Here is a 22,294-nt window from a genome sequence, read left to right on the forward strand (position 1 = left end):
CGCAGAACTTCCATTTGACGTCGCAGGCTGCATCATGAATTCGCAAAGCATCATCGTCCCGAAAATCTCCACCCTGCCGGTGCACGAGCCCCGGGCGCGGGCGATCGTGCGCTGGCTGGTGCGCAAGAACATCGTCAAGGAAGAGCTAAGCACCTGCGGGCGCACCGGCAACCGCATGGCCTACGCGATCGCTGATGGCGCCCGCGCGGTGGTGCTGCATCCCGAGGCGCTGCCATTCGGTGAGGCGATCAATGGCCTGGAGATCGTCACCAAGCGTTGCATCTTCACCCCGGCCAAAGGTTTTCTCGAAGAAGCAGGTTGCGCCGAATGTCGCCGGGAAATCGGCGAAGCGCTGTTCGATAGCCTTGAGGAATGGATGCCGGCACGCACCGACAACTTCACCTGCCCCGAATGCGGCCACGAAGACGATATCAATGGCTTTCTCTTTTTGCAGGAATGCGCGTTCTCCAACCTAGGGTTCATCTTCAACAACTGGCTGGAAGCGGGGTTCAAACAGAGCTTTATCGACGAATTTGCCGACTGGCTCGATCAACCTGTGAGCTGGGTAAAAGTTGAACTCTAACGCCACATTCCCTGTGTAGGAGCTGCCGAAGGCTGCGATCTTTTGACGTTGTTCTTCAAAAGCAAGATCAAAAGATCGCAGCCTTCGGCAACTCCTACAACGAGCAGGGTTTTCCGTATATCAATTAGGCTGAGTTTTACATTGAACAGCAGGGGGTGTCTGACTATAATGGCGCGCTTCCATTTTCCCGCTCGGGAGCCCCCGCGATGCTGCGTATCAGCCAAGAAGCTCTGACCTTCGACGACATTCTTTTAGTACCTGGTTATTCCGAGGTGCTTCCTAACGAAGTCAGTCTCAAGACCCGTCTTACCCGTGGCATCGAACTGAACATTCCTCTGGTTTCTGCCGCCATGGACACCGTTACTGAAGCCCGTCTGGCAATTGCCATGGCTCAGGAAGGTGGCATCGGCATTATCCACAAGAACATGACCATCGAGCAGCAAGCTGCCGAAGTGCGCAAGGTCAAGAAGTTCGAAGCCGGTGTGGTCAAGGATCCGATTACCATCGAGGCTGATGCCACGGTGCGTGACCTGTTCGAACTGACCCGCATGCACAATATCTCCGGCGTTCCGGTGCTGCACGATGGCGACCTGGTCGGCATCGTCACCTCCCGCGACGTGCGTTTCGAAAGCCGTCTGGAAGCCACCGTCCGTGAAGTGATGACGCCTAAAGAGCGTCTGGTCACGATCAAGGAAGGCGCCAGCAAGGACGAAGCACGCGAACTGCTGCACAAGCACCGCATCGAGCGCGTGTTGATCGTCGACGACAAATTTGCCCTCAAAGGCATGATGACCGTCAACGACATCGAAAAAGCCAAAGCCTACCCGCTGGCCAGCAAGGACGATCAAGGTCGTCTGCGCGTGGGTGCTGCGGTCGGTACCGGTAAAGACACCGGTGACCGCGTCGCCGCTCTGGTCAATGCCGGTGTGGACGTGGTGGTGGTCGACACCGCTCACGGTCACTCCAAAGGTGTGATCGACCGTGTTCGCTGGGTCAAACAGAATTTCCCTGACGTGCAGGTGATCGGCGGCAACATCGCCACCGGCGCTGCCGCCAAGGCCTTGGCCGAAGCTGGCGCCGATGCGGTCAAGGTCGGTATCGGCCCTGGCTCGATCTGCACCACCCGCATCGTCGCCGGTGTCGGCGTTCCGCAAATCAGTGCCATCGCCAACGTCGCCGCTGCCCTTGAAGGCACAGGCGTGCCGTTGATCGCCGACGGCGGCATCCGTTTCTCCGGTGACCTGTCCAAGGCCATCGTTGCCGGTGCTTCCTGCGTGATGATGGGCTCGATGTTCGCCGGTACTGAAGAAGCACCGGGCGAGATCGAACTGTTCCAGGGCCGTTCGTACAAGGCTTATCGCGGCATGGGTTCGCTGGGCGCCATGTCCCAGGCTCAAGGTTCCTCCGACCGTTACTTCCAGGACTCCTCGGCAGGCGCCGAGAAACTCGTTCCGGAAGGCATCGAAGGCCGTGTGCCGTACAAAGGCACCCTGAGCGCGATCATTCACCAGTTGATGGGCGGTCTGCGTTCCTCGATGGGTTACACCGGCAGCGCCGACATCGAAGAAATGCGCACCAAGCCCGAGTTCGTGCGGATCACCGGCGCCGGCATGGCCGAATCCCACGTTCACGACGTGCAGATCACCAAAGAAGCGCCAAACTACCGCGTAGGTTGAGCCTTCAAGCAAATCGTTAAGCAACCGGGGCTGTGTTATTCAGCCCCGAGTTGTTTCTGAATCACGACTGTTTCTGAATTACTTAGACGAGACTGAATCATGGCCCTCGACATTCACGCTCACCGCATCCTGATCCTCGACTTCGGTTCGCAATACACGCAACTGATCGCCCGCCGCGTGCGCGAGATCGGTGTTTACTGCGAACTGCACCCGTTCGACATGGACGAAGATGCGATCCGCGAATTCGCACCTAAAGGCGTCATCCTCGCCGGCGGCCCCGAGTCCGTGCACGAAGCCAACAGCCCGCGCTGCCCGCAAGCCGTGTTTGACCTCGGCGTGCCGGTCTTCGGTATCTGCTACGGCATGCAGACCATGGCCGAGCAACTGGGCGGCAAGGTTGAAGGTTCCGAGCTGCGTGAGTTCGGTTACGCCCGCGTTGACGTGGTCGGCAAGAGCCGTCTGCTCGACGGCATCGAAGACCACATCGACGCCGACGGCCTGTTCGGCCTCGACGTGTGGATGAGCCACGGTGACAAGGTCACCAAGATGCCGGAAGACTTCCACATTCTGGCCAGCACCCCAAGCTGCCCGATTGCTGGCATGTTCAACGACGACCGCGGCTACTACGGCGTGCAGTTCCACCCGGAAGTGACCCACACCAAACAGGGCGGCCGTATCCTGTCGCGCTTCATCCTCGACATCTGCGGCTGCGAAGCACTGTGGACGCCGTCGAAGATTGCCGAAGACGCCATTGCCAACATCCGCGCACAGGTCGGTACCGACAACGTGTTGCTGGGTCTGTCCGGCGGCGTTGACTCCTCGGTAGTTGCCGCGCTGCTGCACAAAGCCATCGGCGACCAGCTGACTTGCGTCTTCGTCGACAACGGTCTGCTGCGTCTGCACGAAGGCGAGCAAGTGATGGCCATGTTCGCCGAGAACATGGGCGTCAAGGTGATCCGCGCCAACGCTGAAGAGCAGTTCCTGAACAATCTGGCCGGCGAAGCCGACCCAGAGAAGAAGCGCAAGATCATCGGTCGTACCTTCATCGACGTCTTTGATGCCCAGTCGAACAAACTGGACAACATCAAGTACCTCGCTCAGGGCACTATCTACCCGGACGTGATCGAGTCGGCTGGCGCCAAAAGCGGCAAGGCTCACGTGATCAAGTCGCACCACAACGTGGGCGGCCTGCCGGAAGAGATGAACCTGAAACTGGTCGAGCCGCTGCGCGAACTGTTCAAGGACGAAGTCCGTCGTCTGGGTCTGGAGCTGGGCCTGCCGTACGACATGGTTTACCGTCACCCGTTCCCGGGTCCTGGCCTGGGCGTGCGCATCCTCGGTGAAGTGAAAAAGGAATACGCCGACCTGCTGCGTCGTGCCGACCACATCTTCATCGAAGAACTGCGCAAAGCCGACTGGTACCACAAGGTCAGCCAGGCGTTCGTGGTCTTCCAACCGGTGAAATCGGTTGGCGTTGTAGGCGATGGCCGTCGTTACGCCTGGGTCGTTGCCCTGCGTGCCGTAGAAACCATCGACTTCATGACCGCACGTTGGGCGCACCTGCCTTACGAACTGCTGGAAACTGTCAGCGGCCGCATCATCAATGAAATCGAAGGCATTTCGCGCGTTACTTATGACGTGTCGAGCAAGCCGCCGGCGACGATTGAGTGGGAATGATTCCGCGTCTGGCACAGCCAGGCACCTGATGGCATGAAATGCCGCTAAGCCCGCGTAATTGCGGGCTTTTTTTTGTTTGTGTTTGGCACGATCTGGCAACGGGAGGAAGCGCCAAGCACCGTTTGAGCATGGCATTAAAGCTGGTATTATGGTTTGGCGATGCCATGATTGATGCCGATACCATGCTGCGTTCTTTTGTGTGTTCATGGTATTAATATTCTATAAGTTACTGTTTCGTAAGAAAAAATACGATAAATTCGAGATTTTTTCAGCATGGTATCGGAGACGAAGAAGGACAAGGTACATGCTGACCGATACCAAGCTGCGCAATCTCAAGCCCAGGGACAAACTCTACAAAGTGAATGACCGGGAAGGTCTCTATGTGGCAGTGACTCCAGCCGGCTCCATCTCGTTCCGTTACAACTACTCAATCAACGGTCGGCAGGAGACCATCACCTTTGGGCGTTATGGTGTCGGTGGCATCACCCTGGCCGAAGCCCGCGAGCTGTTGGGTGACGCCAAGAAGATGGTTGCGGCGGGCAAGTCGCCGGCCAAGGAGAAAGCCCGAGACAAGGCGCGGGTGAAAGATGCAGAGACGTTCGGTGCCTGGGCGGAGAAGTGGCTGCGTGGCTACCAGATGGCCGACTCCACCCGCGATATGCGCCGCTCGGTTTATGAGCGTGAGCTGAAGCCGAAATTCAGCAATCAGAAGCTGGTGGAGATCACCCACGAAGACTTGCGGGCGCTGGCTGATGCCATTGTTGAGCGAGGCGCACCGGCCACCGCCGTTCATGTGCGTGAAATCGTGTTGCAGGTATTTCGCTGGGCCATCGAGCGTGGGCAGAAGGTCGAAAACCCGGCAGAACTGGTGCGCCCAACAAGCATCGCTCGATTCGAGCCACGTGACCGAGCGTTGACGCCAGAAGAAATTGGGCTGATGTACCAGTACATGGAGCGAGTGGGCACAAGCCCAACAAACCGTGCGGCGGCCAAGCTGTTATTGCTGACGATGGTGCGCAAGAGCGAGCTGACCAATGCGACCTGGAGCGAGATCAATTTCAGCGAAGCGTTGTGGACGATTCCAAAGGAGCGGATGAAACGCCGTAACCCGCACCTGGTATTTCTGTCCCAGCAGGCTCTGGATATTTTCATTGCCATGAAAACCTTTGCCGGTGGTTCCGACTTCGTTTTGCCATCACGGTACGACTCGGATGCGCCGATGAGCGCTGCCACACTTAACCAGGTGCTGACGCTGACTTACAAGGCGGCGCAGAAAGATGGGAAGTCACTTACCAAGTTCGGACCGCATGATTTGCGGCGCACAGCCAGCACGCTGTTGCATGAGGCCGGCTACAACACCGACTGGATCGAGAAGTGCCTGGCGCACGAGCAGAAGGGCGTGAGGGCTGTCTACAACAAGGCTGAGTACCGCGAGCAGCGGGCGGCGATGTTGCAGGATTGGGCCGATATGATTGATGAGTGGACTTCGGGAGGCAGTAAGGGTTGATGTTTTTGCTATCTTTGATAGCATTGAAGTTGATGCCGTGAATTTATAAATAAGGCCGCCATTGGCATCGGGCAGGTCAATTACCGATTAGCTGCTTCGCGCAGCTACTCGATGAATAGCAACTATTCATTTGAGAGGTATTGACCCATGCAAAATATAAAGACCCTCATCAACAGGAAGAAGCTCCTGGAGATGATCCCGCTTTCGACACGAACAATTTATAACCTGGAGCAGCGAGGGGATTTTCCACGCCGTATCGCGTTAACCAGTAGAAATGTCGCCTGGGATTTGTCAGAGGTCGAAGAGTGGATTGAGGCACGTAAATCATCGGGTGATCAAGCTGCGCGACCTGGCCCTATAGAGGGCTAGTTATATGGCTCTTGATCTTATGGCGGCTTTCACGGAATTGCCGCCACCCATTGATTATGTTCTGCCTAATATGGTTGCTGGCACTGTTGGTGCTCTTGTGTCGCCTGGTGGGGCTGGTAAATCCATGTTGGCCCTTCAATTGGCTGCACAGATTGCAGGCGGGCCTGATTTACTTGAAATAGGCGAGTTTCCCACCGGGCAAGTGGTCTATCTGCCTGCTGAAGATCCACCGGCCGCTATTCACCATCGTCTGCACGCCCTTGGGGCACACCTCAGCGCAGCGGAACGGCAAGCCGTGGCTGATGGTTTGCTCATTGAACCCTTGATCGGTAAATGCCCAAACATCATGGCTGCTAGCTGGTTCGATGCTCTCAAACGAGCCGCTGAAGGTCGTCGCTTGATGATCTTGGACACTTTGCGGCGCTTCCACATTGAGGAGGAGAACGCTAGCGGGCCGATGGCGCAGGTTGTTGGGCACATGGAGGCCATAGCCGCTGATACAGGCTGCTCCATTGTGTTTCTGCACCACGCGAGTAAAAGCGCAGCCATGATGGGGTCGGGCGATCAACAGCAGGCCAGTCGTGGATCGTCCGTACTGGTTGATAACATCCGTTGGCAATCGTACCTATCCGGCATGACGCAAGGCGAGGCCGAGATACTGGGGGTCGATGATTGTCAGCGTGGGTATTTTGTCCGCTTTGGCGTCAGCAAGGCCAACTATGGCGCACCTTTTCAAGAACTCTGGTTTAGACGGCACGACGGCGGCGTGTTGAAGCCTGCTGTACTGGAGCGGCAGTGCAAGGTGAAAAGGAGACAGCGTGAAGAAGCCTAAGCATGACCTGACCCACGTCCGACATGATCCCGCGCACTGTTTGGCACCTGGCCTGTTCCGCAGCCTCAAGCGTGGCGATCGCAAACGCTGCAAGCTGGACGTGACCTACACCTTTGGCGAGGACGAATCCATGCGTTTCGTCGGATTCGAACCTCTCGGGGCCGATGATATGCGTCTTTTGCAAGGCATCGTGGCCCTTGGCGGCCCGAACGGCATCTTGCTAACCCCGGAACCGACCAGTGAGACGGGGCGACAGCTACGGCTATTCCTTGAACCCCGTTTCGAAGCCATTGAGCAAGACGGCTTGGTGGTTCGTGAGAGCCTGACCAAACTGCTCTCAGAAACGGGCATGACGGATAGCGGCGACAACATCAAGGCGCTCAAAGCCAGCCTGCTGCGCATGTCGAACGTCACCATCCTTGTGACGAAGGGACGGCGGCAAGCCGCGTTCCACCTGATGAGTCATGCTTTTGACGAGACGGACGGCAGGCTATGGGTTGCCCTGAATCCGCGTATTGCCGAAGCGATCCTGGGGCATCGTCCATATGCCCGTATCGACATGGCGGAAGTGCGGGTGCTACAGACTGATCCGGCACGGCTGATGCACCAACGGCTATGCGGCTGGATCGACCCCGGCAAATCCGGGCGCGTGGAACTGGACACGCTTTGCGGCTATGTCTGGCCAGATGAAGCCAATGCCGAAGCTATGAAAAAACGCCGTCAGACTGCCCGGAAGGCACTGGCCGAACTTGCCGCCGTGGGTTGGGTAGTGAACGAATACGCCAAGGGAAAATGGGAGATCAAGAGGCCTGGCCCCACGGCAACTGCACCCGTTTACCGTCGTAACGTTCCCTTGTTACCGTCGTAACGCTCCCCTTCTGCCGTCGTAACGTTCCCCGTCCCAATTTGGAAAACCCAGACGGTGCGCTGCTTTGCGGGCAGTTTGGGAAATCCATCCAAGATTATCTAAAGATAATCCATCATGCGCGGTGCAGCTCGCGCCTTGAGGGCGCGTTCTGACCTTGCCAATAAAGCCCTGGCGGGCTTTATCAATCGGCCATAGGCCGATGGTTTAACGCCAAGAAGAGAAGGCGGCTTCAGTGGCCGCTGAAACGCCTTGTGAGAGGGGAAAACAACCCGGAGTCCCTTATTCCATGAGCTGAAGCAGAATCTGCGTCTAACGGTGCTGGAGGGCCGCTGTGTGCACTTGTAGTTATCTGTACTGAAACCTTGGCTCGAAACGTGAAATGGCTAAGCAGTGCCCATTCGTTCGGTAAGAATAATAAGAAGATTATTATTCTTATTATTACCAAGCAGGAATGAGCCGTGTGTGTTGGACGCCCATAACCAGTAACCTGCGTGAAGGTGTCAACATCAGGAAAGGTTGCCCCTCAAGTATCAATACGTCGCCTTAGTGGTATGACGGGAGGGGAGGCAAATTTCTTGTGTTCATTGACACTTGAGGGGCGGGTTATGCCCTTCTTTTTTGGCGTCCAACTCGCCCCATCGGGGCGAATGGTTTGTGTCGATTGTTGGCATTTTAGGTTCCGATTTAAAGCCGATTGAGCAGCGATTTTGAAGCGACTATGTCGATTGCAGGCCGATTTGGTGACGATTACGGTTATGTTGCCAAGAATCGGTGTTTGTTTGACGATAAAACGCTTTACGTTCGATATGCGCTAGATTTTCAATAGTGGGTGAAATGCGGGCAGGATGGGTGAAGTTAGCTAACCGGCAAGCCGGTTATCTATCTTCACTGTCCCTTATTCGCGCCGGGGGCACTCAACGGGAATCCTGCCCTGCGGGGCTGATCGGCTACCGCCGGTTGCAAGAGTATAGGTCTTGCTATTTTTAATATCTTTGATAGCATGGTTGTCGGGTACACCAAAAGGGTATTGATATGGCAAATGTGCTTATCAGGAATTTACCCGCCGAGGTGCACCGTGCGTTGAAAGTTCGAGCAGCGCTCAACGATAGGAGCACCGACGCGGAAATACGCGAAATACTGACGGCGGCAGTACAGCCGCTAGAGCTTGAAGAGATTGGCCGGGAAGTTGGCTTGTCCGAAAGCGATAAAAAAACAGAGTAGTTTTACGTTTGTAAGTCCGGGCCTCAGCGCCAAGGGCAATACCGATCAGCTAGTGGCGTAGCTCTTCGATGAAACGTTGCCGAGAACAAGCACAACGCTTGGTCAAGGCAATGCCTTCTTTTCATCGACGGAGTACGACCATGAAGTCCAAAATTTTAGCGGCTAAAAAAACCGCTCTAGCCGTTGCACTCGCAACCGGCTTTATCACCACTACCACCGCCCCTGTGCAAGCTGGTATCCCCGTCATCGACGGCGGCAACCTGGCCCAGAACATCATGACGGCCATCGAGTCGGTGGCGCAGACGCTCAAGCAGATTGAGCAGTACCAGACCCAGTTGCAGCAGTACGAAAATCAGCTCCAGAACACGATGGCCCCAGCCGCGTATATCTGGGATCAGGCGCAGACTACGATCAACCGGCTGATTGCCGCGCAAAACACGCTGGCCTATTACGAGAACCAGCTAGGCAGCCTGGATCGTTACCTGGCCAAGTTTCAGGACGTGGCCTATTACCGCAGCTCGCCATGCTTCAACGGCAGCGGCGGATGCACGCCGGCCGAAAAGGCAGCGATGGAAGAGAACCGCCGCCTGGCGTCAGAGTCGCAAAAGAAGGCCAACGATGCCCTGTTCCAGACCGTTGCCGACCAGCAAAAGGCTTTGAAGGATGACGCCCGTACCCTGGAGCGGCTGCAAGGCGCGGCCCAGGGTGCAACTGGCCAGCTACAGGCCATCGGCTACGCCAACCAGCTCGCCAGCCAGCAGGCCAATCAGCTCTTGCAGATTCGCACCATGTTGACCGCCCAACACAACGCGGAGGCAGCCCGGATTGCAGCAGAACTCGATGCCGAGGCGCGAGGTGATGCCAGGGCCGAGCAAATGCGTACCTGGACGTTTCGCCCGAGTCCGGCAGACAACTACTAGGGAGGCGGTGAGATGAAAAAAATCTTTTTTACTACCGCGGCTACGTTGCTGTTGTTGGCTGGATGTGAACAGGAAAGGATGCCCGAACCAAATGCGGCGACGTGTGCCCCCGATGCGTTCCAGGCAGCACTGAATGAAATGCGCAGCGAAGCGAACCGAGAGGCCTTTACCGAGGAATGCAGAGCATTCCAGAAGGCCAAGCAGATGCGTCAGTGGGAGTTCAAGCCCAGCCCTAAAGATGATTATTGAGGTGGTCGCCATGAGAAAGAAAATTGCTCTAGGTGGCTTGATGATGGTCGCCACAATGGTGCTGGCTGAACCTGCAATGGCGCAGGAGCTAAGTAGCAGCGGTGTTATGAATGATGTGCTCAAGCGTTTTCATGATGCTGCCGCAACATGGGGGCCAGCTATTGAGTCCGCTGCATCGCGTTTGTTCTGGACGCTGGTTGTGATTTCGATGGTCTGGACATTCGGCATGATGGCTTTGCGCAAGGCCGACATTGGCGAGTTCTTCGCGGAGTTCGTTCGCTTCACGATCTTCACCGGCTTTTTCTGGTGGTTGCTGACGAATGCGAACCAGGGCATGAATATCGCCGGTACGATTGTTCAGTCATTGCAAACTCTGGGCGCGCAGGCGGGGGGACTTTCCAATAGCAATCTTGGGCCCTCCAGCATCCTTGATCTTGGTTTCGAGTTATACAACCGCACAGTACAGGCCACCTCGGAGCTGGGATGGCGGCAGATGGCAACTGCTCTGGTCATGGAGCTAATGGCCCTGGCTGTTTTGTTTGTCCTGGCGTTGATTGCGGTCAACCTGTTGCTGTTGCTCGCATCAGCCTGGATTCTGTTGTATGCCGGTGTGTTCTTCCTTGGCTTTGGTGGAAGTCGTTGGACTTCCGACATGGCGATCAATTACTACAAGACCGTGCTGGGCCTGGCCGCACAGCTTATGGCAATGGTGCTTCTGGTTGCGATTGGCAAAGAGTTCATCAATCACTACTACACGCAAATCAGCGAGAACATGGCATCCCAGGAACTGGCCGTGATGTTGGTTATATCGGTCATCTTGCTTTTCTTGGTCAACAAAGTTCCGCCGATGATTTCTGGTCTTGTGTCTGGTGGTGGTATTGGCGCAGCCGGTGGAATTGGAAACTTCGGTGCGGGTGCGGCAGTTGGGGCGGCGGTGACGGCGGCCAGTATGGCAACTGGCGGCGCTGCCCTGGCAGGTAAAGCGGTTATGGGTGCCGCAGCCGGTGCAGCCGGAGGTGCAAGTGCACTCCAAGCGGCTTTTCAGAAAGCATCAGCGAGTATGGAAACCGGCGGTGACATGTCCAGCATGGGGTCAGTTGTCAGCAGTGGCGGAAACGGTGGTGGTGAAGCGGGTACTGCTGGCAGTAGCCCATTCGCCCAAGCGGCTGGCTTTGGTGACAGCGGCAGTAGCTCAAGCGGTGGCGGCTTTGCCAAGGCCGCGAAGCTGGCCACAGGCACGGCCTCCGAGTTAGCCAAGGGTGTCGGCTCTCAAGTGAAGCAGGGATTCCAGGAGCGAGTGAGCGAAACCACAGGCGGAAAACTGGCTGCTTCGATACGCGAAAGCATGGAGCCGAAAGAAGCAAGCCAATCTGGCCAGTTCGAGGGCAATAGCTTGGGCGCCGATTCTGGCCCAGATAGTAACGAAGTCAGGAGTTAGCACGATGACGACATCAACATACATGGCCGCATTGGCGGCCCTGGATGAAGCGCCAAGGGAAGAAGTCAGCCAGGTATTTATTTCGCCGCTGGGTGATCAATCGACCGAGGTCGATGCAGAGACAGAAACAGCCGCTTTTGTATCACGGCCAGACCCTATGAGAGAGAGCGAAACTAAGCCGATAAGTATTGAGGTTAATGGCGGCAGGAATGAGCGGTCAGCATTCGCGGAGGCGGCGGGGCTGTACCTGTAGGCGCACCGGGCTGGCCACAACCAGCCCGGCACTTTCAATCAACACCTACTGGAGAGGTGAATTATGACAACACAACATATTATCGAACCAGGGCAAGCAGTGCATCAAGCAGCGGCTATTCTTTCTTCTTTGGAGTACATCAACCAAGCGGAAGCGCGGAGCCTTGGGCCATTGGCCGAAGCCGTCGCTAATGCTTTTATGGTGGTGTACTACCAAGCTGAAACGGGCCGGGCGACACAGGCTGATTTTCAAGAAGCAATGAACGCCTTGCGCCAAGCGTGCAGCTAATGACGAAAGGGCGGCCACTCGAACTGGCCGCCTTTTTCAATCTTCACTGTTTGGCCATTCCCGACCCACAGACGGCGCATCCATCCATTCGCGTTCCTCCGGCGGCAGCGGGTAAGCCCCGGATGCTTTCGCGTCGGCCAGTAGTTCGGCCAGTGTGTAGCGCACCCGACCAGTGGAAACGGCGCGGGCCGGGTCGGCCTTCTCATGCAGCCTGTTCTCTAGGTTCTTTGGGTCTGTCATCGGGCGACCTCAGCAAGCATGGATACTAGGTGTTCCAGGTCAGTGATCGAATGCGCCAGGAAGCGGCCGGCGCGGCAATCTGCAATCATTTCCTCAGTTTTTTCCTACTCATGTTCAACCTCGTTCGTACCAGCTCTTCGAGCGATTCACCACGCGCACGACCAGCAGCATCACCGGCACTTCGACCAGGACGCCGACCACGGTTGCCAATGCAGCGCCGGAGTGCAGACCGAACAAGCTGATGGCGGCCGCCACGGCCAGCTCGAAGAAGTTGCTGGCACCGATCAGGGCCGAAGGACAGGCGACAGAGTGCTTTTCCCCCGCCCGCTTGTTCAGCCAGTAGGCTAACCCGGAATTGAAGAACACTTGAATCAAGATCGGCACGGCTAGCATGGCGATCACTAACGGCTGCCGGATGATGGCCTCGCCCTGGAAGGCGAACAGTAGAACCAACGTCAGCAGCAGCGCGGCCATCGACCACGGCCCGATCTTCTGCATGGCCCGTTCAAAGGCGGCCTGTCCTTGCTTGAGCAGATGCCGCCGCAAGAGCTGCGCCAGGATCACCGGCACGATGATGTAGAGCACGACCGAAATCAGCAGCGTGTCCCAAGGCACCGAGATCGAGGACATGCCCAGCAGCAGGCCGACGATGGGCGCGAAGGCCACGATCATGATGGCGTCGTTCAGAGCCACTTGCGAGAGCGTGAAAAGCGGGTCGCCGTTGGTAAGGCGGCTCCACACGAACACCATTGCCGTGCAGGGCGCGGCGGCCAGCAAGATCAAGCCCGCGATGTAGCTGTCCAGTTGATCGGCCGGCAGGAACGGAGCGAACACTTGTCGGATGAACAGCCACCCCAGCAGGGCCATCGAGAATGGCTTGACGGCCCAATTCACGAACAGCGTGACGCCGATGCCGCGCCAATGCTCTTTGACCTGGTGCAGCGCCCCGAAGTCGATCTTGACCAGCATCGGGACGATCATTACCCAAATCAGCAGGCCCACCGGCAAATTGACCTGGGCCACTTCCATGCGGCCTATGGCCTGGAACACGTCAGGAAGGCCCTGGCCGAGCGCAACACCGGCGACGATGCACAGGGCCACCCACAGCGTCAGGTAACGCTCGAAGCCGCTCATCGGGGCCTGGCGCGGCTTCGCGGCGATGGCCTGTGCGCCGGCGCTCATGCTTCCTGCTCGGTCTTGCCGATGTTCGCCAGCTCGCGCTTGATGGCCGTCTGGTCAAGCATTTTGAGAGGCAGATTCACGAACAGGCGGACGCGGTTCATCATGTGCCGGAAGGTTTGTTCGAAGGCCCGGCGCTTCTCGGCGTCAGTGCCTTCGACGGCGGCCGGGTCTTCAAATCCCCAATGCGCCGAGATCGGCTGACCAGGCCACACCGGACACATTTCGCCGGCGGCGTTGTCGCAGACGGTGATGATGAAGTCCATCTTCGGTGCGTCGGGCGTGGCGTACTCGTCCCAGCTCTTGCTGCGCAGATTCTCGGTCGGGTAATTCACCGACTCCACCTTTTCGACGGCGAAGGGATTGACCTTGCCGGTTGGGTGACTGCCGGCGCTGTAGGCGCGGAAGCGCCCTTGCCCCATCGTGTTGATGAGAGCTTCGGCCATGATGCTGCGCGCCGAATTGCCGGTGCAGAGGATGAGGACGTTATAGATTCTTTCGGTCATGATGTTTCGCTTTCTGGTAGTGGCTGGGGAGCAATGGCGATGGATGAAAGATCGGTGGCCTCGTCGATGACGTGGCCGGCCGCTTTCCGTTCGGAATAGCGGTCTGTCAGTGCTTCACGGTGCGGCCGTACCAGCGCCGTGAAGCGCACCAGTTCTTCCATCACATCGGCTATTCGGTCGTAGTACGGCGAGGGCTTCATGCGGCCCGCCGCGTCGAACTCTTGGAACGCTTTGGCGATACTCGACTGGTTCGGAATGGTGAACATTCGCATCCAGCGGCCGAGCAGACGCAAGGTGTTCACGGCGTTGAAGCTCTGCGAGCCGCCGGATACCTGCATCACGGCCAGGGTGCGGCCTTGGGTCGGCCGGATGCCGGCCATTTCAAGCGGCAGATGGTCAATCTGCGCCTTCATGACACTGGTAATCTGACCGTGGCGTTCCGGGCTGCACCAGACTTGTCCCTCTGACCACTCGGACAGGGCGCGCAGCTCCTTGACGGCCGGGTGATCGTCGCTTTGCACTTGATCGGGCAACGGCAAATCGGACGGGTCGAAGATGCGTGTTTCTGCGCCAAAGAATTGCAGCAGCCGGGCCGCTTCCTCGACGGCCAGCCGTGAGAACGAGCGGGCGCGCAGCGAGCCATACAGCAGCAGGATACGCACCGGCGGGGCGTCGGGTGCCAGCCCGAGCGCCGGGCGCTCGATGGCAAAGGATTTGTCCAAAGCGGGCAAAGAATCGGGGTCGGAAAGATGGCGAAGTCTCATGCCAACACCTTCCCGGCTTCCGTGGTGCAAGACAGGTTGCACACCTGGCCGCCGCAGCAGTTTTCCGTGAGAAAGGCCACCAGGTTAGTGGCCGTCGAAAAGTTCGCCTCGTAGATCACAAATCGGCCTTCTTGCCGCGACGTGACCATGCCGGCGTGTGCCAGCTCTTTCAGGTGGAAGGATAGCGAAGACGGCGGGATGCCGGCCGCTTCGCTGATTTTTCCGGCGGCCATGCCGGCGGGGCCGGCCTGGACGAGAAGCCGGAACACCGCGAGGCGCGATTCTTGAGCGATGGCCGCCAGGGCGGCTACAGCATTTATCGTTTCCATGTTTCAATAATAGTCGAAATATGGAGTGTGCTCAATAGCTCATTTAAGCTGTAAAAATGAGCTAGGCGCATTTAGATCGATATGTGATAAATTGGCCTGCCAGTTTAAGATGGGTGCATTTGAGTATGCCCAAAGGAGCCCGCAAGTATGCGCAGGACGAAGCCAGTAGCCGCGCCGATGGTGGCGCGGGTCTATCTGCGCGTCAGCACCGACGCGCAGGACTTGGAACGCCAAGAGGCGATCACTACGGCCGCGAAGGCCGCCGGCTACTACGTCGCCGGCATCTACCGTGAGAAGGCATCCGGCGCACGCGCCGACCGGCCTGAGCTGCTGCGCATGATCGGCGACCTACAGCCCGGCGAGGTGGTCATTGCCGAGAAGATCGACCGCATCAGCCGCCTACCTTTGCCCGAGGCCGAGCGCCTGGTGGCCTCGATACAGGCCAAAGGCGCACGCCTGGCCGTCCCTGGCGTGGTCGATCTATCCGACCTGGCGGCCGAGGCCCAGGGCGTCGCCAAGATCGTGCTGGAAGCCGTGCAAATCATGCTTTTTCGCCTGGCCTTGCAGATGGCCCGCGACGACTACGAGGACAGGCGCGAACGCCAGCGCCAAGGCATTGAGTTGGCCCGCCAGGCCGGGCGGTACAAGGGCCGCCGTGCTGATCCGAAGCGCCGCGCCCAAGTTGTCGCGCTGCGCAAGTCCGGCTACAGCATCAACAAGACCGCCGAGCTGGCCGGGTACAGTGCGGCCCAGGTGAAACGGATATGGGCCGAGGTCAGCCAGGCCGAAGCGAAGCAGCACGGCGCGTTCGTGGAGGACGCATTGACGGAAGCCGATGCCCTGGCCGCTGTCGGCCAGGATGAGCGCCAGGAGGAAAGGGCATGAAGAAGCCGAACCAAGACGACGAGCCGTTTTTCATCACCGAGGAGATTGCGGCCGAAATGATCGCCGGCGGCTATGAGTTCGAGCTGCCGCCCATTCCTTGCACCATCCGCCTACGCGACGTGCTGGAGCGCATGACCGATGCTGAGCTAGCATTGCAGCCGGGCGAGATCGCCGACCAGGAGCGTGAACGCTGCCGGCGCAAGCCGTGTTCAACCTCATGATCTGGTCATGGTATTTTTCATGGCACTGAGCCTGATAGTTCTTGCAAATTGTTGTCACTAAAGGGTTTTGTGTGCTTGTTTACAATCGAGTGGGAGTGACGGGCACTGGCTGGCAATGTCTAGCAACGGCAGGCATTTCGGCTGAGGGTAAAAGAACTTTCCGCTAAGCGATAGACTGTATGTAAACACAGTATTGCAAGGACGCGGAACATGCCTCATGTGGCGGCCAGGACGGCCAGCCGGGATCGGGATACTGGTCGTTACCAGAGCCACCGACCCGAGCAAACCCTTCTCTATCAGATCGTTGACGAGTATTACCCGGCATTCGCTGCGCTTATGGCAGAGCAGGGAAAGGAATTGCCGGGCTATGTGCAACGGGAATTTGAAGAATTTCTCCAATGCGGGCGGCTGGAGCATGGCTTTCTACGGGTTCGCTGCGAGTCTTGCCACGCCGAGCACCTGGTCGCTTTCAGCTGTAAGGGGTCGTTTGCGGGAGGGGGCGGAATCCTACGCTAAGGCTTTGGCCAGCGATATTCTCCGGTGAGATTGATGTGTTCCCATCCGAGCGGCGAAACATGGGCCAAGAGATCGGGCGATAGCAGCTTTCCATCGCGTTTCTGGTTTGCAACGACCTCGCCGAGCTTCATGGTGTTCCAGAAGATGATGATGGCGGCGAGCAGATTCATGCCGGCGATGCGGTAATGCTGGCCTTCGGCGGAACGGTCGCGGATTTCACCGCGGCGGTGGAAGCTGATTGCCCGCTTCAGCGCATGATGAGCTTCGCCTTTGTTGAGCCCGATCTGGGCACGCCGTTGGAGTTCGGCATCCAGAATCCAGTCGATCATGAACAGGGTGCGCTCGACGCGACCGACTTCCCGCAGGGCTGTCGCGAGCTCGTTCTGCCGCGGATAGGAGGCGAGTTTCCGCAGAATCTGGCTTGGCGCGACGGTCCCGGCAGCAATGGTGGCGGCGATGCGCAGGATGTCGGGCCAATTGCGCTCGATCATGGCTTGGTTGACCTTTCCGCCGATCAACGCTCGCAGGTGCGCCGGGGCGGCCGACGGATTGAACGCGTAGAGCCGTTTGGATGGCAGGTCGCGGATGCGCGGAGCGAACCGGTAGCCGAGAATGGCACATGCGGCAAAGACGTGATCGGTGAAGCCGCCCGTGTCGGTGAACTGCTCGCGGATATGGCGTCCAGCATCGTTCATCAGCAGGCCATCGAGGATGTAAGGCGCTTCGCTTGCCGTTGCAGGAATCACCTGGGTTGCGAACGGCGCATATTGGTCGGAGACGTGGCTATAGGCTTTCAGGCCCGGGGTATTGCCATATTTCGCGTTGACCAGGTTCATGGCCTCACCTTGCTCTGTAGCGACGAAGAACTGTCCGTCGCTCGAAGCCGACGTGCCCATGCCCCAGAACCGGGCCATGGGTAACGCTGCCTGTGCCTCGACCACCATGGCCAGCGCCCGGTCATAGGCTTCGCCCTCGACATGCCACCGTCCAATGCGGATCAATTCCCAGAAGGTGTGGGTGTTTGTCGCATCCGCCATTTTGCGCAAGCCGAGGTTGATCCCTTCCGCCAAGATAACGTTCATTAGCCCGATCCGGTCAGCGCAGGGTGCTCCTGTGCGCAGATGGGTGAACGCTTCGGTGAAGCCGGTCGCCGCATCCACCTCCAGCAGGAGATCGGTGATGCGCGTGGGCGGGATCTGCTTGTAGAGATCGAGCACCAGATCTTCGGCGCCTGTCGGCGCGGCGGCTTCGAGTTTCTCGATATGCAGAACGCCGTTTTCAATCGACCCGCCCGGGATCGTGCCTGCGCGAGCGGCACGGCCAAGCTCGCGCAACCGCATGTCGAGGCGAGCTTGCCGGTCTGCCAGCCATTCCTCCGGCCGCAATGGCACAGCGAGACGACCGCCTTCCGCGATGGATTGTGCCGGAACGAGTGCGTGTTTCAGATCGCCATAGCGCCGGGACCTAGTAAGCCAGACATCTCCGGAGCGGAACGCATCGCGCAGATGGAACAGCACCGCGATCTCCCATAGGCGAGCGTCGCCAGCCCTCTGGGCCCGAAGGTGGCGATGCCATTTCGAGCTGGGCCGCAAGAAGCTGGTCATCGCGGCATCGTTCAAACCGGTACGAAGGGCCGTCACCGCTTCCAGAAGCGGCAGTGCAACGGGCGCAGCTCGCAGATCGAGCAGGCGCAACATGCGTGGAGCGTATCGGCGGAAGCGGTGATAACCGTCGAGCACATGATTGAGCGGATCGTCGGCCATGGTGGCGGTCAGCCTGGTTGCCATTGCAACAAGGGTTTTTAAGCCGTCCCACCCTGACCCACTCGCGATGACATCGCCCAGCGGCTGGCCATCATCCTGTGCATCGACCAGGGCGCCCCCGATCTCGGCGAAGGATTTCAGGGTGTCACGCACCACCCCCGCTTCGTCTGCGACCTTTGCATGGCAAATACGCTCCGAAGCACGGTAGAGACGGCCGACGATCCGGTCGTGGGTTTCGACCACTGCGTCGGCCAACATCGCCTGCCATTCCGAGACGCAAACAGCCAAGATCGCAAGCCGCCTGTCCTCCGGGAGATCGCGCATGCCGTCGGCATAATACCGTTCACCCTGCCTGCGCAGACGAGTCACCCGATGGGCAGGAACGCCGGCAAGCAGATCCTCGGGGAGATCGATGCGTTGCAGATATTCGAGCCGGTCGAGCAGCCGGTTGGCCGACGAAGAGTTCGAGCCAGGCTCGAACTGGCGCAGCCACACAAAACGGGTCACCCGATCATCAGCCGTCTCCTCGAGCAATGCCAGCAACTGTTCTCGGATCGACATAGGCAGCCGACTGGCGATCCTCGTCTCGATGCGTCGCTCGGCATCGACGAGAGCCGCGGCACAAAGCCGCTCGATCGTGGATGTCGCGGGAAGGACAGTGCGGGTGCGTCGGCACTCGGCTACGAAGCGACGGGCGATATCCTCGTTCGACACCGCCATCTCGGCTTCTCGGAACAACCATTCCTTCAGCTCGCTCGCACCACGTCCGGAGAAGGTGCGGAAGCCGTAGAGCCCCCGTAACTCGGCAAGATGCTCGTGCCGTGTTTCCTCGCGGGCAGCATAGTCTACGAGATCGTCGGCACCCAGGCCAAGCTGCGCTCCGATAAATTCGATGACCTCTGCAGGGATCAGTTCGCCTGGAGCCAGCACCCGGCCGGGATAGCGCAGGACACACAATTGCAGGGCGAAGCCGAACCTGTTGTGAGCGCGCCGACGCAGCCTGATATGCCCAAGGTCTTCATCACTCAGCGTATAGTGCTTGAGCAAATCCGTCTGTGAAGTCGGCAAGCGCAACAGCGCGTCTTTCTGCCGATCGGTTAGAGTGACGCGACGCGGCATACATGTTCCTTTTTCAAAATCTGATAGCGTTCAAGACGCTTTGTTTATGAAGCTGGTTGAGATACATTTCCAGAGGTCAATGCAATCGTGGCCGAAGCGCCGCCTCAAACCAACGTTTGTGATACATGCTGATCGGATATGCCCGCGTCTCCAAAGCCGATGGCTCGCAGTCTCTCGACCTGCAGCACGACGCCTTGCGCGCCGCAGGTGTCGAACGGGACAATATCTATGATGATCTTGCTTCCGGCGGTCGTGATGATCGCCCTGGCTTGACTGCCTGCCTCAAGTCATTGCGTGACGGCGATGTGCTGGTGGTCTGGAAGCTCGATCGCCTCGGACGATCGCTTGCCCATCTGGTCAACACGGTGAAGGAGCTGTCAGACCGCAAGATCGGCCTGCGGGTTCTGACTGGAAAGGGCGCTCAGATCGACACCACGACTGCGTCCGGTCGCATGGTGTTCGGAATCTTCGCCACCTTGGCCGAGTTCGAGCGGGATCTGATCCGAGAGCGCACCATGGCGGGTCTCGCCTCCGCGAGAGCGCGCGGTCGCAAGGGCGGACGAAAATTCGCGCTCACCAAAGCTCAGGTGCGTCTCGCGCAAGCCGCCATGGCCCAGCGCGATACTTCAGTTTCCGATCTCTGCAAGGAACTCGGCATCGAGCGCGTCACTCTCTACCGATATGTCGGTCCCAAAGGCGAGCTCAGAGACCATGGAAAGCATGTTCTCGGACTTACGTAGCAACTCGTTTCTTTTCGCAGGTTGAGCCACCTCCGCGCTTCATCAGAAAACTGAAGGAACCTCCATTGAATCGAACTAATATTTTTTTTGGTGAATCGCATTCTGACTGGTTGCCTGTCAGAGGCGGAGAATCTGGTGATTTTGTTTTTCGACGTGGTGACGGGCATGCCTTCGCGAAAATCGCACCTGCTTCCCGCCGCGGTGAGCTCGCTGGAGAGCGTGACCGCCTCATTTGGCTCAAAGGTCGAGGTGTGGCTTGCCCCGAGGTGATCAACTGGCAGGAGGAACAGGAGGGTGCATGCTTGGTGATAACGGCAATTCCGGGAGTACCGGCGGCTGATCTGTCTGGAGCGGATTTGCTCAAAGCGTGGCCGTCAATGGGGCAGCAACTTGGCGCTGTTCACAGCCTATCGGTTGATCAATGTCCGTTTGAGCGCAGGCTGTCGCGAATGTTCGGACGCGCCGTTGATGTGGTGTCCCGCAATGCCGTCAATCCCGACTTCTTACCGGACGAGGACAAGAGTACGCCGCAGCTCGATCTTTTGGCTCGTGTCGAACGAGAGCTACCGGTGCGGCTCGACCAAGAGCGCACCGATATGGTTGTTTGCCATGGTGATCCCTGCATGCCGAACTTCATGGTGGACCCTAAAACTCTTCAATGCACGGGTCTGATCGACCTTGGGCGGCTCGGAACAGCAGATCGCTATGCCGATTTGGCACTCATGATTGCTAACGCCGAAGAGAACTGGGCAGCGCCAGATGAAGCAGAGCGCGCCTTCGCTGTCCTATTCAATGTATTGGGGATCGAAGCCCCCGACCGCGAACGCCTTGCCTTCTATCTGCGATTGGACCCTCTGACTTGGGGTTGATGTTCATGCCGCCTGTTTTTCCTGCTCATTGGCACGTTTCGCAACCTGTTCTCATTGCGGACACCTTTTCCAGCCTCGTTTGGAAAGTTTCATTGCCAGACGGGACTCCTGCAATCGTCAAGGGATTGAAACCTATAGAAGACATTGCTGATGAACTGCGCGGGGCCGACTATCTGGTATGGCGCAATGGGAGGGGAGCAGTCCGGTTGCTCGGTCGTGAGAACAATCTGATGTTGCTCGAATATGCCGGGGAGCGAATGCTCTCTCACATCGTTGCCGAGCACGGCGACTACCAGGCGACCGAAATTGCAGCGGAACTAATGGCGAAGCTGTATGCCGCATCTGAGGAACCCCTGCCTTCTGCCCTTCTCCCGATCCGGGATCGCTTTGCAGCTTTGTTTCAGCGGGCGCGCGATGATCAAAACGCAGGTTGTCAAACTGACTACGTCCACGCGGCGATTATAGCCGATCAAATGATGAGCAATGCCTCGGAACTGCGTGGGCTACATGGCGATCTGCATCATGAAAACATCATGTTCTCCAGTCGCGGCTGGCTGGTGATAGATCCCGTCGGTCTGGTCGGTGAAGTGGGCTTTGGCGCCGCCAATATGTTCTACGATCCGGCTGACAGAGACGACCTTTGTCTCGATCCTAGACGCATTGCACAGATGGCGGACGCATTCTCTCGTGCGCTGGACGTCGATCCGCGTCGCCTGCTCGACCAGGCGTACGCTTATGGGTGCCTTTCCGCAGCTTGGAACGCGGATGGAGAAGAGGAGCAACGCGATCTAGCTATCGCGGCCGCGATCAAGCAGGTGCGACAGACGTCATACTAGATATCAAGCGACTTCTCCTATCCCCTGGGAACACATCAATCTTACCGGAGAATATCGTTGGCCAAAGCCTTAGCGTAGGATTTCGCCCTCTCCCGCAAACGACCCCATGTGGGCGGTAAAATCAGCTATGTCCGTATTCCCTCACCTGAAGACTTCTGGTGATGAAAATGGCATCCCCACCCGGAAACTGGAAAACCCGCTATAAAGCCAGTGATCTTGCAGACCATCAAAGATTAGAAATGACCTGCAAGAAATGTAACCGCCTTGTTTATATCAATAAGGCAATGATCAGCTCAATTCGAGGACACGAGCAATTATATTTGGACGAAGTTGAACGACGCGCACGCTGCAAAGCTCAAAATTGCCGTGGCACCATGCGCATGGCAATGGTGCGTCTTGATGAACTCAGCGGTTTTATTGGCGGGATTGCTTGATCTCCCGCCAAG

25 protein-coding genes and 1 pseudogene are annotated in these 22,294 nt (G+C 58.0%); 20 read left to right on the plus strand and 6 right to left on the minus strand.

The annotated features are described in order from the left end of the window. The first annotated feature begins 34 nt into the window (after nucleotides 1–34). The 13 genes from AB4P92_RS21815 to AB4P92_RS21875 all read left to right on the plus strand — a co-directional run bounded on the left by AB4P92_RS21815 (nucleotide 35) and on the right by AB4P92_RS21875 (nucleotide 11,881). Entirely contained in the window at nucleotides 35–583 is a 549-nt protein-coding gene (locus tag AB4P92_RS21815; protein WP_210622609.1) for a sugar ABC transporter ATPase, read from the plus strand. Between the two features lie 206 nt (nucleotides 584–789). Then, nucleotides 790–2,259 carry an IMP dehydrogenase gene (gene guaB, locus AB4P92_RS21820; RefSeq protein ID WP_115147749.1) on the plus strand — a complete coding sequence of 490 codons (1,470 nt, stop codon included), beginning with the start codon at nucleotides 790–792 and terminating at the stop codon, nucleotides 2,257–2,259. A gap of 99 nt (nucleotides 2,260–2,358) precedes the next feature. After that, on the plus strand, nucleotides 2,359–3,936 hold the full coding sequence (guaA, locus tag AB4P92_RS21825) for a glutamine-hydrolyzing GMP synthase (RefSeq protein WP_042560909.1): 1,578 nt from the start codon (nucleotides 2,359–2,361) through the stop codon (nucleotides 3,934–3,936). Between the two features lie 304 nt (nucleotides 3,937–4,240). Continuing rightward, nucleotides 4,241–5,443 (plus strand): site-specific integrase, encoded by a 1,203-nt coding sequence (locus AB4P92_RS21830; RefSeq protein WP_000954590.1) that lies wholly within the window; start codon nucleotides 4,241–4,243, stop codon nucleotides 5,441–5,443. A 147-nt stretch (nucleotides 5,444–5,590) separates the two neighbouring features. Continuing rightward, nucleotides 5,591–5,812 (plus strand): AlpA family transcriptional regulator, encoded by a 222-nt coding sequence (locus tag AB4P92_RS21835; RefSeq protein WP_001179606.1) that lies wholly within the window; start codon nucleotides 5,591–5,593, stop codon nucleotides 5,810–5,812. 4 nt (nucleotides 5,813–5,816) lie between these two features. Further along, nucleotides 5,817–6,644, plus strand: coding sequence for a helicase RepA family protein (locus AB4P92_RS21840; RefSeq protein WP_001162384.1), 828 nt, complete (start codon nucleotides 5,817–5,819; stop codon nucleotides 6,642–6,644). After that, nucleotides 6,631–7,512, plus strand: a complete 882-nt coding sequence (repC, locus tag AB4P92_RS21845) for a replication protein C, IncQ-type (protein WP_000743064.1) — start codon at nucleotides 6,631–6,633, stop codon at nucleotides 7,510–7,512. The genes AB4P92_RS21840 and repC overlap by 14 nt, the downstream gene beginning before the upstream one ends. Nucleotides 7,513–8,544: 1,032 nt before the next feature. Beyond that, nucleotides 8,545–8,733: a stabilization protein gene (locus AB4P92_RS21850; protein ID WP_000024442.1), complete on the plus strand. Its 189-nt coding sequence runs from the start codon at nucleotides 8,545–8,547 to the stop codon at nucleotides 8,731–8,733. Nucleotides 8,734–8,873: 140 nt separating this feature from the next. Next, the gene (gene trbJ / locus AB4P92_RS21855) at nucleotides 8,874–9,653 is read left to right on the plus strand and encodes a P-type conjugative transfer protein TrbJ (RefSeq protein ID WP_000836966.1); all 780 of its coding nucleotides are present in this window, start codon (nucleotides 8,874–8,876) and stop codon (nucleotides 9,651–9,653) included. A gap of 12 nt (nucleotides 9,654–9,665) precedes the next feature. Continuing rightward, the gene (trbK, locus tag AB4P92_RS21860; RefSeq protein ID WP_000718002.1) at nucleotides 9,666–9,902 is read left to right on the plus strand and encodes an entry exclusion lipoprotein TrbK; all 237 of its coding nucleotides are present in this window, start codon (nucleotides 9,666–9,668) and stop codon (nucleotides 9,900–9,902) included. A gap of 10 nt (nucleotides 9,903–9,912) precedes the next feature. Further along, on the plus strand, nucleotides 9,913–11,340 hold the full coding sequence (trbL, locus tag AB4P92_RS21865) for a P-type conjugative transfer protein TrbL (RefSeq protein ID WP_001405816.1): 1,428 nt from the start codon (nucleotides 9,913–9,915) through the stop codon (nucleotides 11,338–11,340). Between the two features lie 4 nt (nucleotides 11,341–11,344). Next, nucleotides 11,345–11,593, plus strand: coding sequence for a hypothetical protein (locus AB4P92_RS21870; RefSeq protein ID WP_000213809.1), 249 nt, complete (start codon nucleotides 11,345–11,347; stop codon nucleotides 11,591–11,593). Nucleotides 11,594–11,656: 63 nt separating this feature from the next. Further along, nucleotides 11,657–11,881, plus strand: coding sequence for a type I toxin-antitoxin system ptaRNA1 family toxin (locus AB4P92_RS21875; protein ID WP_000211355.1), 225 nt, complete (start codon nucleotides 11,657–11,659; stop codon nucleotides 11,879–11,881). A gap of 36 nt (nucleotides 11,882–11,917) precedes the next feature. Here the strand turns inward: AB4P92_RS21875 and AB4P92_RS21880 are convergent, their stop codons facing one another. From AB4P92_RS21880 to AB4P92_RS21900, 5 genes are all read right to left on the minus strand, one after another. Further along, entirely contained in the window at nucleotides 11,918–12,121 is a 204-nt protein-coding gene (locus AB4P92_RS21880; RefSeq protein ID WP_395598146.1) for a hypothetical protein, read from the minus strand. Nucleotides 12,122–12,235: 114 nt separating this feature from the next. Next, on the minus strand, nucleotides 12,236–13,303 hold the full coding sequence (gene arsB, locus AB4P92_RS21885; protein ID WP_001272375.1) for an ACR3 family arsenite efflux transporter: 1,068 nt from the start codon (nucleotides 13,301–13,303) through the stop codon (nucleotides 12,236–12,238). Then, entirely contained in the window at nucleotides 13,300–13,806 is a 507-nt protein-coding gene (locus AB4P92_RS21890) for an arsenate reductase ArsC (RefSeq protein WP_000140066.1), read from the minus strand. The genes arsB and AB4P92_RS21890 overlap by 4 nt, the downstream gene beginning before the upstream one ends. Continuing rightward, nucleotides 13,803–14,570, minus strand: a complete 768-nt coding sequence (gene arsH, locus AB4P92_RS21895) for an arsenical resistance protein ArsH (protein WP_001239389.1) — start codon at nucleotides 14,568–14,570, stop codon at nucleotides 13,803–13,805. Before arsH ends, AB4P92_RS21890 begins: the two co-directional genes overlap by 4 nt. Beyond that, nucleotides 14,567–14,899 (minus strand): helix-turn-helix transcriptional regulator, encoded by a 333-nt coding sequence (locus AB4P92_RS21900; RefSeq protein ID WP_000447876.1) that lies wholly within the window; start codon nucleotides 14,897–14,899, stop codon nucleotides 14,567–14,569. Before AB4P92_RS21900 ends, arsH begins: the two co-directional genes overlap by 4 nt. 147 nt (nucleotides 14,900–15,046) lie before the next feature. Between AB4P92_RS21900 and AB4P92_RS21905 the strand changes: the two genes are divergently transcribed. The 3 genes and pseudogenes from AB4P92_RS21905 to AB4P92_RS21915 all read left to right on the plus strand — a co-directional run. After that, on the plus strand, nucleotides 15,047–15,784 hold the full coding sequence (locus AB4P92_RS21905; RefSeq protein WP_001366550.1) for a recombinase family protein: 738 nt from the start codon (nucleotides 15,047–15,049) through the stop codon (nucleotides 15,782–15,784). Next, the gene (locus AB4P92_RS21910) at nucleotides 15,781–16,005 is read left to right on the plus strand and encodes a hypothetical protein (RefSeq protein WP_000743213.1); all 225 of its coding nucleotides are present in this window, start codon (nucleotides 15,781–15,783) and stop codon (nucleotides 16,003–16,005) included. The genes AB4P92_RS21905 and AB4P92_RS21910 overlap by 4 nt, the downstream gene beginning before the upstream one ends. Nucleotides 16,006–16,215: 210 nt before the next feature. Continuing rightward, nucleotides 16,216–16,485 (plus strand): annotated as a pseudogene (locus AB4P92_RS21915) (transposase zinc-binding domain-containing protein); the annotation flags it as partial. Between the two features lie 32 nt (nucleotides 16,486–16,517). Here AB4P92_RS21915 and AB4P92_RS21920 read toward each other — a convergent pair. Beyond that, nucleotides 16,518–19,403: a Tn3 family transposase gene (locus AB4P92_RS21920; RefSeq protein WP_001138082.1), complete on the minus strand. Its 2,886-nt coding sequence runs from the start codon at nucleotides 19,401–19,403 to the stop codon at nucleotides 16,518–16,520. A 125-nt stretch (nucleotides 19,404–19,528) separates the two neighbouring features. Between AB4P92_RS21920 and AB4P92_RS21925 the strand changes: the two genes are divergently transcribed. The 4 genes from AB4P92_RS21925 to AB4P92_RS21940 all read left to right on the plus strand — a co-directional run bounded on the left by AB4P92_RS21925 (nucleotide 19,529) and on the right by AB4P92_RS21940 (nucleotide 22,282). Next, on the plus strand, nucleotides 19,529–20,143 hold the full coding sequence (locus tag AB4P92_RS21925; protein WP_000904906.1) for a recombinase family protein: 615 nt from the start codon (nucleotides 19,529–19,531) through the stop codon (nucleotides 20,141–20,143). A gap of 65 nt (nucleotides 20,144–20,208) precedes the next feature. Next, nucleotides 20,209–21,012 (plus strand): aminoglycoside O-phosphotransferase APH(3'')-Ib, encoded by an 804-nt coding sequence (gene aph(3'')-Ib, locus AB4P92_RS21930; protein WP_001082319.1) that lies wholly within the window; start codon nucleotides 20,209–20,211, stop codon nucleotides 21,010–21,012. Beyond that, complete coding sequence (locus tag AB4P92_RS21935) at nucleotides 21,012–21,848, plus strand: aminoglycoside O-phosphotransferase APH(6)-Id (RefSeq protein WP_000480968.1); 837 nt, start codon at nucleotides 21,012–21,014, stop codon at nucleotides 21,846–21,848. The genes aph(3'')-Ib and AB4P92_RS21935 overlap by 1 nt, the downstream gene beginning before the upstream one ends. A gap of 161 nt (nucleotides 21,849–22,009) precedes the next feature. Continuing rightward, the gene (locus AB4P92_RS21940) at nucleotides 22,010–22,282 is read left to right on the plus strand and encodes a hypothetical protein (RefSeq protein WP_208536440.1); all 273 of its coding nucleotides are present in this window, start codon (nucleotides 22,010–22,012) and stop codon (nucleotides 22,280–22,282) included. Nucleotides 22,283–22,294 lie beyond the last annotated feature (12 nt).

The sequence above is a fragment of the Pseudomonas sp. A0308 genome (assembly GCF_044218815.1).
In the GTDB taxonomy this organism is placed as follows: domain Bacteria; phylum Pseudomonadota; class Gammaproteobacteria; order Pseudomonadales; family Pseudomonadaceae; genus Aquipseudomonas; species Aquipseudomonas iridis.

Bases quoted from the DNA above. Each gene is read 5' to 3' on its own strand.
- AB4P92_RS21880 (WP_395598146.1), bottom strand. From the start codon at position 12,121: ATGACAGACCCAAAGAACCTAGAGAACAGGCTGCATGAGAAGGCCGAC.
- AB4P92_RS21840 (WP_001162384.1), top strand. From the start codon at position 5,817: ATGGCTCTTGATCTTATGGCGGCTTTCACGGAATTGCCGCCACCCATT.
- AB4P92_RS21905 (WP_001366550.1), top strand. From the start codon at position 15,047: ATGCGCAGGACGAAGCCAGTAGCCGCGCCGATGGTGGCGCGGGTCTAT.
- arsH (WP_001239389.1), bottom strand. From the start codon at position 14,570: ATGAGACTTCGCCATCTTTCCGACCCCGATTCTTTGCCCGCTTTGGAC.
- AB4P92_RS21935 (WP_000480968.1), top strand. From the start codon at position 21,012: ATGTTCATGCCGCCTGTTTTTCCTGCTCATTGGCACGTTTCGCAACCT.
- AB4P92_RS21875 (WP_000211355.1), top strand. From the start codon at position 11,657: ATGACAACACAACATATTATCGAACCAGGGCAAGCAGTGCATCAAGCA.
- trbK (WP_000718002.1), top strand. From the start codon at position 9,666: ATGAAAAAAATCTTTTTTACTACCGCGGCTACGTTGCTGTTGTTGGCT.
- AB4P92_RS21850 (WP_000024442.1), top strand. From the start codon at position 8,545: ATGGCAAATGTGCTTATCAGGAATTTACCCGCCGAGGTGCACCGTGCG.
- AB4P92_RS21900 (WP_000447876.1), bottom strand. From the start codon at position 14,899: ATGGAAACGATAAATGCTGTAGCCGCCCTGGCGGCCATCGCTCAAGAA.
- AB4P92_RS21815 (WP_210622609.1), top strand. From the start codon at position 35: ATGAATTCGCAAAGCATCATCGTCCCGAAAATCTCCACCCTGCCGGTG.
- AB4P92_RS21870 (WP_000213809.1), top strand. From the start codon at position 11,345: ATGACGACATCAACATACATGGCCGCATTGGCGGCCCTGGATGAAGCG.
- AB4P92_RS21835 (WP_001179606.1), top strand. From the start codon at position 5,591: ATGCAAAATATAAAGACCCTCATCAACAGGAAGAAGCTCCTGGAGATG.
- AB4P92_RS21940 (WP_208536440.1), top strand. From the start codon at position 22,010: ATGAAAATGGCATCCCCACCCGGAAACTGGAAAACCCGCTATAAAGCC.
- arsB (WP_001272375.1), bottom strand. From the start codon at position 13,303: ATGAGCGCCGGCGCACAGGCCATCGCCGCGAAGCCGCGCCAGGCCCCG.
- trbL (WP_001405816.1), top strand. From the start codon at position 9,913: ATGAGAAAGAAAATTGCTCTAGGTGGCTTGATGATGGTCGCCACAATG.
- guaA (WP_042560909.1), top strand. From the start codon at position 2,359: ATGGCCCTCGACATTCACGCTCACCGCATCCTGATCCTCGACTTCGGT.
- AB4P92_RS21830 (WP_000954590.1), top strand. From the start codon at position 4,241: ATGCTGACCGATACCAAGCTGCGCAATCTCAAGCCCAGGGACAAACTC.
- trbJ (WP_000836966.1), top strand. From the start codon at position 8,874: ATGAAGTCCAAAATTTTAGCGGCTAAAAAAACCGCTCTAGCCGTTGCA.
- guaB (WP_115147749.1), top strand. From the start codon at position 790: ATGCTGCGTATCAGCCAAGAAGCTCTGACCTTCGACGACATTCTTTTA.
- AB4P92_RS21890 (WP_000140066.1), bottom strand. From the start codon at position 13,806: ATGACCGAAAGAATCTATAACGTCCTCATCCTCTGCACCGGCAATTCG.
- AB4P92_RS21910 (WP_000743213.1), top strand. From the start codon at position 15,781: ATGAAGAAGCCGAACCAAGACGACGAGCCGTTTTTCATCACCGAGGAG.
- AB4P92_RS21925 (WP_000904906.1), top strand. From the start codon at position 19,529: ATGCTGATCGGATATGCCCGCGTCTCCAAAGCCGATGGCTCGCAGTCT.
- AB4P92_RS21920 (WP_001138082.1), bottom strand. From the start codon at position 19,403: ATGCCGCGTCGCGTCACTCTAACCGATCGGCAGAAAGACGCGCTGTTG.